Consider the following 11,928-nt stretch of genomic DNA (forward strand, 5'->3'; position numbering starts at 1 on the left):
CCGCGCCCCCGGCCGCCCCGGCCGCCCCGGGCGCGGAGGCCGGCCTCGCGCCCGCCGATCCCGGCGCGGTGTTCGTGCCCGGCATCAGCACCGCCAGGATCGTGCGCGGCGACAACCTGTGGAGCATCAGCCGCCGGACCTACGGCCGCGGCCTGCGCTACACGGTGATCTTCGACGCCAACCAGGACCAGATCCGCGACCCGAACCGGATCTATCCCGGCCAGGTCTTCGTGCTGCCCGGAGAGACGCCCCGGCCGCAGGGCCAGCGCGAGGGCAAGGGCGACGGCAAGGGTCAGCCGTCGGCGGCGCAGGGGCGAGGCTGAGTTTCCCGCTCCGACGGATCGGCATCGGCGAAGCCGTGCCGGGCGTCGTCGTGCTGCGACGTGCGGCCGGGCGCCGGCGCGCCGAACGCCGCCGCCGCAGGTCCGGGCCGCGTCGGACGCGCTGTCTTGCCGGATCGTCCTGGCCTATATCCGGCGCCGATCCCGCCCGGAACCGGTCCCTTGTCCAGTCAACAGACCCCCCCGGCCGAGCCCGAGCGGCCCGGCCTCGTCGCGACCTACCGCCGCCTGTGGCCGTATCTCTGGCCCCACGGCCGGCCCGACCTGCAGCGGCGCGTCTTCATCGCCTTCGGTCTCCTGCTCGTCGCCAAGGTGGTCACCCTGGCGATGCCGTTCACCTTCAAATGGGCGACCGACGCCCTGGTGGCGGTGGTGGGCGGCCGGGACGGCCTCGGCAAGGAGGCCGCGGTGCCGACCGGGATCTGGGCGGCGCCCGCCCTGATGATCCTGCTCTACGGCGCCACCCGGATCGCCATGGCGCTGCTGACGCAGGTGCGCGACGGGTTGTTTGCCAAGGTGGCGATGCACGCGGTGCGGCGCCTGGCGCTGCAGACGTTCCAGCACATGCACCAGCTGTCGCTGCGCTTCCACCTCGAGCGCAAGACCGGCGGCCTGACCCGGGTGCTCGAGCGCGGCCGCAACGGCATCGAGGAATTGTCGCGCCTGATGGTGCTGACGCTGGTGCCGACCATCGTCGAGTTCCTGCTCGTCATCGGCACGCTCGCCTACGAGTTCGACATCCTCTACTCGGTGGTGGTGCTCATCATGGTGGCGGCCTATCTCGGCTACACCTACAAGGCCACGGAGTGGCGCATCGCCATCCGCCGGCGGATGAACGATTCCGACACCGACGCCAACACCAAGGCGGTCGATTCGCTGCTCAACTACGAGACGGTGAAGTATTTCGGCGCCGAAAAGCGCGAGACGGACCGCTACGACCAGTCGATGGCCCGCTACGAGAAGGCCTCGACCCAGACCTACGTCTCGCTCGCGGTGCTCAACGCCGGCCAGGCGGTGATCTTCACGATCGGCATGGGCGTTGTGATGTGGCTGGCCGCCCGTGACATCATGGCCGGGCGGGCGACGATCGGCAGCTTCGTGCTCGTCAACACGATGCTGGTGCAGCTCTCCATGCCGCTCAACTTCATGGGGATGATCTATCGCGAGATCAAGCAGGCCCTGATCGACATCGACGACATGTTCAAGATCCTGCACCGCAACCCGGAGATCGCCGACCGGCCTGGCGCGCAGCCGCTCGCGGTCTCGGACGCGGTGGTGCGGTTCGAGGACGTGCACTTCGCCTACGTGCCGGAGCGGCCGATCCTGCGCGGCATCAGCTTCACGGTGCCGGCGGGGCGCACCGTCGCGATCGTCGGTCCGTCGGGTGCCGGCAAGTCGACGCTGTCGCGCCTGCTGTTCCGGTTCTACGAGCCGCAAGGAGGCCGCATCACGGTCGACGGGCAGGACATCGCGTCGGTGCAGCAGGACTCGTTGCGCGCCGCGATCGGCATGGTGCCGCAGGACACCGTGCTGTTCAACGACACGATCGGCTACAACGTCCGCTACGGCCGCTGGGAGGCCTCCGAGGCGGAGGTGCGCGAGGCGGCGACGCTGGCCCAGATCGACCGCTTCATCGCCGCCCTGCCGGAGGGCTACGACACGCCGGTGGGCGAGCGCGGCCTGAAGCTCTCGGGCGGCGAGAAGCAGCGCGTTGCCATCGCCCGCACCATCCTGAAGGGCCCGCCGATCCTCGTCCTCGACGAGGCGACCTCGGCGCTCGATTCCTTCACCGAGCGCGAGATCCAGGACGCCCTCGACCGGGTGAGCCGCGGCCGCACGACGCTCGTCATCGCCCACCGCCTGTCGACGGTGGTCGGCGCCGACGAGATCATCGTCCTCGACCAGGGCCGCATCGCCGAGCGCGGCACCCACCTGGGGCTGCTGGACCAGGGCGGGGTCTACGCGGCGATGTGGAACCGCCAGCGCGAGGCGGAGGCCGCCCGCGAGGCGCTCAAGCGCGCGGAATCGCAGGAGGGCGAGAGCCTGCGCACGCACCTGGAGCCCGGCGAGATCCCCGGGACGCTCGCCAAGGCGCCCGAGCCGGCCGCGGTCTCGTGAGTGACGGGGAGCGTGCATCGGCGCTCCCCTGCACCTCGTCTTAAACGGCACCGGGCGAGAATGGGCCCGAGCCCGCCGGACCTATCCATGTCGATCGACCTGCCCACTTCGGCCATCCCGCCCGCGACGGCGGCCGTCCCTCGCTCCGGCCCCTTCCTCGTCCGTTTGCAGGTTTCGGCCGCCGCGATCGCCCTGCTGCTCTCCGCCTTCCTGCTGTTCTCGGTCCAGCCGATGTTCACCAAGATGGTGCTGCCGCGCCTCGGTGGCAGCCCGGCGACGTGGTCGGTCGCCCTGGTGGTGTTCCAGGCCCTGCTGCTCGGCGGCTATCTCTACGCCCACCTGCTCGCTCGGCATCTCGGCACCCGCGCGGCGCTCGCAGTCCATCTCGGGCTGATGCTGGTCGCCGCGCTGGCGCTGCCGATCGGCCTGCCGGCAGGCTTCGACCGGCCGCCGGGAGAGAACGAGGCGCTCTGGCTCGTCGGCCTCTTCGCGACCGCGGTCGGGCTGCCGTTCTTCGCCCTTTCGGCGAACGGGCCGCTGCTCCAGGCCTGGTTCGCCCGCTCGGGCCATCCGCGGGCCGGCGACCCCTACTTCCTATACGCCGCCTCGAATGTCGGCTCCTTCGCCGCGCTCCTCGCCTACCCGCTGCTGATCGAGCCCCTCCTGACGTTGCGGGTGCAGGCCGAGGCGTGGGTTGCGGGCTTCGCGGTCCTCGGCCTCCTCATCCTGGCCTCGGGCCTCGCCTCCGGTACCGCTCTGCCGGCGTCACCGGGGACGCCGGCACCGGCCCTGGCTTCCCCCGCACCGGGCTGGCCACGGCGTTGGGCCTGGATCGGTTTCGCCTTCGTGCCCTCCGCCCTCCTGGTCTCGGTCACCGCCCACATCTCGACCGATGTCGCGGCGGCGCCCCTCCTCTGGGTGGCGCCCCTCGCGCTCTTCCTCCTCACCTTCGTGATCGCCTTCCGGGACGGGATGGGCCGGCCCGGCCCGGCGCTCCTGCGCCTCCAGGTCTGGGGCACCGCGCTCGCGCTCGCGAGCTTCGTCGTCGGCGTCGGGCTGTGGGGCGGGCTCGCGCTCCATCTCGGCCTGTTCTTCGTCAGCGCCCTGATCGGCCACGCGAGGCTCTACCACCTGCGTCCGGCTTCCGACCGGCTGACGGAGTTCTACGTGTGCGTCTCGCTCGGGGGCGTGCTCGGTGGCATCGCCTGCGGGCTGGTCGCGCCGCTCGTGTTCTCGCGGGTGGTCGAGTACCCGCTGCTGATCGTCGCCGCCCTGGCCTGCCAGCCGGGCTTCGCTGCCGGCGGCCGCGCCTCGCTCGTCCGGGCTGCGCAGGGCGGTCTCGCGGCGATGGCCGCGGCGGCGCTCATGGTGCTGGCCGGGCGGGCCCTCGGCGTGTCGGCCCTGCCGCAGCTCCTCGCCCTCGCGGGGGCGGGCCTGCTGGCGGCGAGCTGGCGCGATCCGCAGCGCCTCGCCGTGGCGGCATTGCTCGCCCTCGTGGCCGGCCTCTCGGTGATGCGGGCGGACGCGGCGGTGAGCATGCGCTCGTTCTTCGGCATCCACCGCATCGCCGAGACGCCGGACGGGACGATGCGCCTGCTCATGCACGGCACCACGATCCACGGGGCGATGCGGCTCGTGAACCCGGACGGCACCGCCCCCGACGGGCCGCCGGAGCCCCTGGTCTACTACACGCCCGAAGGGCCGCTCGGCAGGGCGATCCGAAGCGTGCGGGCGGCGCGGGGCGGCTCGCTCGGCGCCGTCGCGGTGGTCGGTCTCGGGACCGGCAGCCTCGCCTGCCACCGGGTCGGGGACGAAGCCTGGCGCTTCTACGAGATCGACCCGGCGGTCGCCCGCATCGCCCGCGATCCGGAGAAATTCCGCTTCCTCTCGGCCTGCGGCCCCGACATGCCGGTGGTGCTGGGCGACGCCCGCCTGACCCTCGCCGAGGCGCCGGGCGGCGAGAATCCGGGCGGGTTCGGACTCCTGATGATCGACGCCTTCTCGTCCGACGCGATCCCGGCCCACCTCCTCACCCGGGAAGCCCTGGCGCTCTACCTCGCCAAGCTGTCGCCCACCGGCGTGCTGGTGATGCACATCACCAACCGCCACCTCGACCTCGGTCGCATCGTGGCCCGGGTCGGTGCGGAGTTCGACCTGTCGACCTTCGTCGCCCGCGAAGCCTTTGCCTTCGACCCGGTGCGGTTCCGTGCCGCGGGCACGGTCGCGTTGCTCGCCCGCGATCCCGCCCATCTCGGCACGCTCGCGGCCGATCCGGCCTGGGAGCGGATCGGCCCCGATCGGGCGCGGCGCCCCTGGACCGACGATTTCTCCAACATCCTCCAGGCGATGGCCGACAAGCACGCGCTCCCGCGCCGATCGAACGATTGACGCGAAGCCACGCGCCTGCCATCCGCGGGCGCTGGACCGGCCGTTCGCGGCCGGGACGACGGCCCGAGGACCGACCCGAGGACTTATGACCGACCTGTTCGAGACGATCCGCCGCGTGCTCGTGCCGATCCACAAGGAGGGCTACCCCTTCATCGCGATCGGCATCGTGCTGACGGTGCTCGCCGGCACCTTCGTGCAGTTCCTCGGCTGGATCTTCCTGCTGCTGACCCTGTGGGTCTGCTACTTCTTCCGCGACCCCGAGCGGATCGTCCCGGTCGGCGACGGGCTGGTGATCTCGCCGGCCGACGGCCGGGTGAACCTGATCAGCACCGTGCTGCCGCCCTCCGAGCTCGACCTGCCGTCCGTGCCGATGCTGCGGATCTCGGTGTTCATGAACGTGTTCGACTGCCACGTGAACCGGGTGCCGGTCACCGGCCGGATCGACCAGGTCCACTACACCCCGGGCCTCTTCCTCAACGCCGAGCTCGACAAGGCGAGCGAGGACAACGAGCGCAACGGCCTCGTCATCGAGACCCGCCAGAACGGCGAATCGGTGCGGATCGGCGTGGTGCAGATCGCCGGCCTCGTCGCGCGCCGCATCGTCGACTGGGTCAAGCCCGGCGACGACCTCACGGTCGGCGACCGCTTCGGCCTGATCCGCTTCGGCTCGCGGGTCGACGTCTACCTGCCGGCGGGCACGCGGGTGCTGGTCGGCCTCGGCCAGAAGGCGGTGGCGGGCGAGACCGTGCTGGCCGACCTGCGCGGGACCGGCCCGGTGCGGCAGTTCCGGCGCACCTGACAGGGGAGGCCTCGCATGGACGACCTCTTCCCGCCCTTCGCGCCCGAGCCGAACGAGCCCAAGTCGACCGATTCGAAGTCGGTCGAACCGAAGTCGCGCCGGTTCAAGCCGGTGCCGGTGCGGATGATCATTCCCAACATGATCACCCTGATGGCGGTGTGCCTCGGGCTCACAGCCGTGCGCTTCGGCTTCGAGGGCAAGTTCGAGCCGGCGGTGATCGCGATCATCGCCGCCGCGGTGCTCGACGGGGTCGACGGGCGGGTGGCGCGCCTGCTCAAGGGCACCTCGCGCTTCGGCGCCGAGCTCGATTCGCTGGCCGATTTCGTCAATTTCGGCTGCGCCCCGGCGCTGATCCTCTACAGCTTCGTGCTGCACAACCTGAAGTCGCTGGGCTGGATCGTCGCCCTGATCTTCGCCATCGCGATGGCGCTGCGGCTCGCGCGCTTCAACGTGATGCTGGACGATCCCCACCGGCCGGAATGGAAGAAGAACTTCTTCGTCGGCATGCCGGCCCCGGCCGGCGCGCTGACCGTGATGCTGCCGCTCTACCTGCACTTCCTCGGCTTAGAGATGGCGCCGAGCTTGGCGCCGGTCGCGCTGATCTACATGCTGGTGATCGCCCTCATGGTGATCTCCACGGTGCCGACCTTCTCGGGCAAGACCATCGGCAAGCGGGTGCCGCGGGAATACGTGCTGCCGATCTTCGTCGTGACGGTGGCGGCGTTCGGGCTCTTGATCAGCTTCCCGTTCGAGATCCTGGCGCTCCTGAGCCTCGGCTATCTCTGCGCGATCCCAATCGGCGCCAACCAGTACCGGCGCCGCCTCAAGGCCGAGGCGGCCGCGGGCCCGGCCGAGGACGCGCCGGCGGCCTGAACCCGGCGCGGCGCCTTTCAGCGCCGCCGCGCCACCAGGAAGAGCCGCGGGAACGGCAGCAGCACCCGCCCGTCCTCCTGCGCCGGATAGGCCTCGCGCAGGCCGGCCTCGTAGCGGGCGAGGTAGGCCGCCTGCTCGTCCGGGGCGAGGGGCGCCAGGAACGGCCGCAGGCCGGTCGCGCGCACCCACTCGACGATGCCGCGATGGCCGGGGAGCGGGTGGATGTAGGTGGTGCGCCACAGATCGACGCTGCAGCCCGCCCGCGACAGCCAGGTGTCGTAGTCCTGCACGCTGCCCAGCGTGGTGCGGGCGCCCGCGGCGCCGGACAGCGCGTCGCGGAACGGCGCCTCGGCGGCCACCTCCCGCATCAGCCGGTGCGAGGGCTCGGCGAGGTTGTCGGGCATCTGCACCGCGAGGCAGCCGCCCGGCGCCAGGAACCCGGCGAGGCGCGGGAGCAGGGCGGCGTGGTCGGGCAGCCATTGCAGCACCGCGTTGGCGTAGATCAGGTCGGGCGGGGCCTCCGGCTCCCAGGCGGCGAGATCGGCCTCGACGAAGGCGAGGTCGGGCAGCGTCCGGCGCGCCTCGGCCAGCATGGCGGGTGAGGAATCGAGGCCGGTGATCGCCGCCCCGGGGTAGCGCGCCGCCAGGAGCGCCGTGCTGTTGCCCGGCCCGCAGCCGAGATCGACCACCCGGGCGGGCGCGGCCAGCGGCACCCGTGCCAGGAGGTCGGCCGCCGCGCGGGTGCGTTCGTCGGCGAATGTCAGGTAGCGGCCCGCATCCCAATCCGTCATCGTGACACTCCCCGGCGCCCTCTTGCGCTCCAGCTTAATCCCGGTCGGTCCGCCCGCGTGACGCCGCGTCGCGCAGGGCAGACCCCCGCTCGCAGGAGACCGGTCCGGCATGCTCGAGGAATTCAAGAAGTTCGCCCTGCGGGGCAACGTCGTCGACCTCGCGGTCGGCGTGGTGATCGGCGCGGCCTTCGGGGCCATCGTCACCTCGCTGGTCCAGGACGTGATCATGCCGATGGTGGGCGCGATCACCGGTGGGCTCGATTTCTCGAACTACTACCTGCCGCTGTCCTCGAAGGTGCAGACGGGGCTGGCCTACGCCGAGGCCAAGAAGCAGGGCGCGGTGATCGGCTACGGCCAGTTCATCACCACGGCGCTGAACTTCCTGATCGTCGCCTTCGTGCTGTTCGTGGTGATCCGCGCGATGAACCAGCTGCAGCGGCGCGAGGAGGTCAAGAAGGAGGATCCGGCCGAGGTGAAGCTGCTGGCCGAGATCCGCGACCTCCTGGCGGCGCGGCGCTGAGGGCCGTGCCGGACCGGCTCATGCCCGCGTGCCTCGGCGTCGACACGTCGATGCCGAGGCATCCGGCGCCGACGCCCGTTCGGGCTTGCCCTGCACCTTCGAACGCATCGGTTCGACGGTGCGGCGGTGTCACGGGCTGAAGATCAGCGTCAGGTAGGCGAAGAAGACCACGAGGTGGACGGCGCCCTCCAGCACCGTGGTGCCCTGGCGCGAGAAGGTGATGACGCTCAAAAGCAGCGTCATCGCCAGCACCGCCATCTCGGCCGGGGCGAGGCCCAGCACCACCCGCTGGCCCGAGATCAGCCCGATGGCGAGGACCGCCGGCACGGTGAGGCCGACCGTCGAGGTCACGGCGCCGAGGCACAGGTTGATCGCCCGCTGGAGCTGGTCGCGGCGGATCGCCTTGACGGCGCTGATGCCTTCCGGGGTGAAAACGATGGCGGCGATGATGACGCCGCCGAGCGCCGAGGGCGCGCCCAGCGCCTTGATGCCGTGGTCGAGGATCGCCGCCAGGCTCTTCGACAGGAGCACGATCGGCAGCAGGCTGACGAGGAGCAGGCCGGCATGGCGCAGGATCGCGCCCGCGCCGGCATCCGGGTGGGCGGCGCGCGCCTCCGGCGCGTCGGCGCCGGGCTTGACGAAGTCGAGGAAGAAGTCGCTGTGGCGCCCGGTCTGGAGCAGCAGGAAGATGCCGTAGAGCACCACCGTCAGCACCGAGAAGGCCACCGCCTGCACCACGGTCAGCGAGCCGTCTGGGGTCGAGGTCGTGAAGTTCGGAATGATGAGCGCGATGGTGGTGAGCGGGATGATCGCCGCGAGATACGCGCCCGCCCCGTCCAGGTTGTAGTTCTGGCGGTGGTGGCGCAGGCCGCCGAGGATCAGGCCGAGGCCGACGAGGCCGTTCATCACGATCATGATGACGGCGAACATCGTGTCGCGCCCGAGGGTCGGGGCGGCCTTGGCGCCGAGCATCACGGCGGCGACGAGCGCCACCTCGATCACCACGATCGACAGGGTCAGGATCAGGGTGCCGTAGGGCTCGCCCAGGCGGTCGGCCAGCTCCTCGGCCTCGTGCACCACCCCGAAGGCCGACCACAGGATGACGGCGAACAGCCAGGCGAACAGCCCGGCCGCCACCAGGGGGGCGTCGAGCCCTCCGAGCCAGCCGCCGCCGAACACCGCGAAGGCCGCCACCGTCGCCCACGCCACTCCCAACCGCACGACCATCATCGTCCCGAACGCTCTCCGGCTGCCCCGCCCGCCACAAGGGTCGCGCGGGCGCCGGCGTCAAGGTTTAATGTTGCTCGTTCATTGCCGGTGGGCGAAGGCCCAGTACAGCGCGCGCGCCTTGGAAAAGAGAGGGCCGGGCGCGAAGGTCCGGTCGTCGAGGGCGGTGACCGGGACGACCTTGGCGTAGTTGCCGACCGAAAAAACCTCGTCGGCGCCCATCAGGTCGTCGACCGTCAGCGTCGTCTCGACCACGGTGACCCCCGCCTCGCGCAGGAGCGCGATCACCCGGCCGCGGGTGATGCCGGCCAGGAACGTGCCGTTCGCGACCGGCGTATAGACCACGCCGTCGCGGGCCATCATCACGTTGGCGGTGGCGAACTCGGCGACGTTGCCGAGCGCGTCGCGCATCAGGGCGTTGCCGAAGCCGCGGGAGGCAGCCTCCGCGATCGCCCGGGCGCCGTTCGGGTAGAGGCAGCCGGCCTTGGCGTCGAGGGGCGCGGAATCGGCGGTCGGGCGCCGGAACGGCGACAGGGTGGCGGTGAAGCCGGTCGGCGGCGGCATCGGCGCCTCGTAGAGGCACAGGCACCAGCTGGTCGAGGCCGGGTCGATCCGCACCGCGCCGCCGAGCCCGCCTTCGGCCCAGTACATCGGCCGGATGTAGAGCGCGGCGTCGGGCGAAAACCGCGCCAGGCCCTCGCGCACGAGCGCGGTCCAGGTCTCGTGCGTCACCACCGGCTCGAGGCCGAGCGCCACGGCCGAGCGGTTGACCCGGGCGAGGTGGAGGTCGAGGTCCGGCGTCACCCCCTCGAAGGCGCGGGCGCCGTCGAACACCATCGAGGCGAGCCAGGCGGCATGGGTGCGCGGCCCCATCATCCGCACGTTGCCCGGATGCCAGGCGCCCTCGAAGTAGGTCCAGGTTTCTTCCTGCGCCGTGCCGGCCATGTCTTTCGTCCCGGTCATGTCGCGCTCCCGTTCCCGTTCCCGGCATGATGGCGCGGCCGCGCACCGGCTGTCCATGCCGGGAGGTCTTCGGCCGGCGAGGGGGAGGGGCGAGCCGGCCGCGGGTCGGGCCGTCGGCGTCACGCCAAGACTTCGGGGAGCAAGACTTCGGGGAGCAAGGCTTCGTGCAGAGGCGTCACGCGACGTCGAAGTCGCCGGGGCGCCGGGCCAGGAGCTCGAGAGTGCGCACCACCGCGAGGCCGATGCGGTCGGCGTCGAACATGCCGTCCGGGGTCGCCGGCTCGACGCCGACCGGGCCGATCTGCCCGTCTGGCGTGTCGATCACGACCTGGTAGACGTCGCCCTTCGGGCTCGCCCGGTCGCGCACCAGCGACACCGCATGCGTCCCGACCTCGCCGTAACACCGGACGTACTGCGCCGGGCCGCCGCTACGGCCCGCCTTCCGGTCGTTGCCCGGGGCCTCGTCCCGGGTCTCGTCCCGAGCCTTGGCCGCGCGCTGGAAATCCGGACGGATGACGTTGTCCATCTGCCTCTCCCGCTGGTCGCCAGTCGATCCGCCGGGGCTACTCCTCGGTCCGACCCGGCCCGTCCGGGACCCGGGGCGGCCGCGCGAGACCCGACGCGGCGTATTCCTCCTCGGCGCTTCGGGGCGCGCCCTGATTCGCCATGCCGCCTGTATGACACAACTGGATTGCGTGCGGATTGCGTTGAATGTTGCGCATGCGGCGACGCCGCCCGCGGCGGAGCCGGGACGGCGCGGGAGACGCGGGGAGGGGAGCGGGGAAGATCGGTCGTCGCGGTGGTGACGGTGCGGGCCGTGGTGATGCCTGCCCATCGGCCGGCTCGGCAGGATGGGGCGGCGCTTCCGTTCGGCAGGATGGGGCGGCGCTTCCGTCCTTCATCGAGGGTCGCGTAGAGCGGCTGCGCGCCGTCCATTCCCTGCGTCACAGGGCGCCGTCGAGCATCCGGGCGCTCCGGAGTCCCGCCAGAGCTCCAGTGGTCACGCTGCGTCGCATGACACGATCCCTCGCCGCGACACGTCCCACGACGCCTCCCGTGGGCGCCTGCGGCCCCCCGGGAGCGCGAGGACGCGTCGAGCAACTTGGCGCGGACCTCCCCGGAGGCCGACGGCTCCGTCACGTGCGGCATCGGCGGGCACGATTCGCGGAAGGCCACGCTGAAACCCGGCCAGGACCGGTTCGTTGGCTCGTGCGTCCGGTACTCCCCGGGTGTTTATTGCCGCGCAGTGTCCCAAGGGGTCTCCATGCATCGTCGTCTCGTCGTCTCCGCCATCGTGTCCGCCGTGGCGATCCCCTCCCTGGCGAGCGTCGCCTTCGCCCAGCAGCAGGGCGGCCCGACCGCCGCCGCCACCGGCAATACCGGGGCCCGGATGGGCGAAGCCGAGGCCAGGCACGCCGCCGACACCCTGGCGGCCGGCTCGGCCTCCCTGGCGGCGAGCCGTGTCGCCCTGAACAAGGCCACGGACCCGCACGTCAAGCAGTTCGCCCGGATGGAGGTCGCCGAGCAGGAGACCATCGCCGACGTGCTCAAGGCGATGCGCGATCCCGCCCAGGTCGCCAGCGGCCAGGTGAAGCCCCCGGCCGAGCCCGAGGTCACCGGCCGGCTCGACCCGAAGGGCAAGGCGATGCTCGACAAGCTCGACCAGGCCAAGTCCGGCAAGGCCTTCGACAGCGAGTACCTCCGCGGCCAGATCGAGGGCCACCAGGCGCTCCTGAAGATCCAGGAGGCCTATCTCGCCTCCGGCAAGGACCGGGAGAATCTCGGCGTCGCCAAGCTCGCCCGCGGCCAGATCCGCGAGCACCTGGCGCTGCTGACGGAGATCGAGAAGGCCCTCAAGGACTGAACGACGGACGCGCCCTCGAACGGCGTTCGAGGGCGCCAATCATC

At 71.6% G+C, this 11,928-nt stretch carries 11 protein-coding genes; 7 read left to right on the forward strand and 4 right to left on the reverse strand.

Annotated elements, in window-relative coordinates:
• The 5 genes from HPY23_RS15810 to pssA form a co-directional block, all read left to right on the forward strand.
• Positions 1-323: LysM peptidoglycan-binding domain-containing protein (locus tag HPY23_RS15810; protein ID WP_200649645.1), on the forward strand; the 323-nt coding region annotated here is incomplete at its 5' end.
• 180 nt (positions 324-503) lie between these two features.
• On the forward strand, positions 504-2,459 hold the full coding sequence (locus tag HPY23_RS15815; RefSeq protein WP_210344648.1) for an ABCB family ABC transporter ATP-binding protein/permease: 1,956 nt from the start codon (positions 504-506) through the stop codon (positions 2,457-2,459).
• An 87-nt stretch (positions 2,460-2,546) separates the two neighbouring features.
• Positions 2,547-4,847: a fused MFS/spermidine synthase gene (locus HPY23_RS15820; RefSeq protein ID WP_236012959.1), complete on the forward strand. Its 2,301-nt coding sequence runs from the start codon at positions 2,547-2,549 to the stop codon at positions 4,845-4,847.
• An 85-nt stretch (positions 4,848-4,932) separates the two neighbouring features.
• Positions 4,933-5,646, forward strand: a complete 714-nt coding sequence (locus HPY23_RS15825; protein WP_048431092.1) for a phosphatidylserine decarboxylase — start codon at positions 4,933-4,935, stop codon at positions 5,644-5,646.
• A 15-nt stretch (positions 5,647-5,661) separates the two neighbouring features.
• The gene (pssA, locus tag HPY23_RS15830) at positions 5,662-6,519 is read left to right on the forward strand and encodes a CDP-diacylglycerol--serine O-phosphatidyltransferase (protein WP_091881309.1); all 858 of its coding nucleotides are present in this window, start codon (positions 5,662-5,664) and stop codon (positions 6,517-6,519) included.
• 17 nt (positions 6,520-6,536) lie between these two features.
• On the opposite strand, the gene tam is transcribed toward pssA, so the two are convergent.
• A complete protein-coding gene (gene tam, locus HPY23_RS15835; protein ID WP_091881307.1) occupies positions 6,537-7,310 on the reverse strand; it encodes a trans-aconitate 2-methyltransferase in 774 nt (257 codons plus the stop codon).
• A gap of 109 nt (positions 7,311-7,419) precedes the next feature.
• On the opposite strand from tam, the gene mscL reads away from it, so the two are divergent.
• The gene (gene mscL / locus HPY23_RS15840; RefSeq protein ID WP_091881304.1) at positions 7,420-7,830 is read left to right on the forward strand and encodes a large conductance mechanosensitive channel protein MscL; all 411 of its coding nucleotides are present in this window, start codon (positions 7,420-7,422) and stop codon (positions 7,828-7,830) included.
• 129 nt (positions 7,831-7,959) lie between these two features.
• Here mscL and HPY23_RS15845 read toward each other — a convergent pair whose 3' ends face one another.
• From HPY23_RS15845 to HPY23_RS15855, 3 genes are all read right to left on the reverse strand, one after another.
• Positions 7,960-9,051: a calcium:cation antiporter gene (locus tag HPY23_RS15845; RefSeq protein ID WP_407942707.1), complete on the reverse strand. Its 1,092-nt coding sequence runs from the start codon at positions 9,049-9,051 to the stop codon at positions 7,960-7,962.
• Positions 9,052-9,138: 87 nt separating this feature from the next.
• Positions 9,139-10,020 carry a branched-chain amino acid aminotransferase gene (locus HPY23_RS15850; protein WP_236012960.1) on the reverse strand — a complete coding sequence of 294 codons (882 nt, stop codon included), beginning with the start codon at positions 10,018-10,020 and terminating at the stop codon, positions 9,139-9,141.
• Positions 10,021-10,195: 175 nt separating this feature from the next.
• Positions 10,196-10,546: a hypothetical protein gene (locus tag HPY23_RS15855; RefSeq protein WP_091881299.1), complete on the reverse strand. Its 351-nt coding sequence runs from the start codon at positions 10,544-10,546 to the stop codon at positions 10,196-10,198.
• A gap of 738 nt (positions 10,547-11,284) precedes the next feature.
• Here HPY23_RS15855 and HPY23_RS15860 point away from each other — a divergent pair.
• Positions 11,285-11,884, forward strand: coding sequence for a DUF4142 domain-containing protein (locus HPY23_RS15860; protein ID WP_091881296.1), 600 nt, complete (start codon positions 11,285-11,287; stop codon positions 11,882-11,884).
• Positions 11,885-11,928: the final 44 nt, after the last annotated feature.

The sequence above is a fragment of the Methylobacterium ajmalii genome, assembly GCF_016613415.1.
Taxonomy (GTDB): Bacteria; Pseudomonadota; Alphaproteobacteria; order Rhizobiales; family Beijerinckiaceae; genus Methylobacterium; species Methylobacterium ajmalii.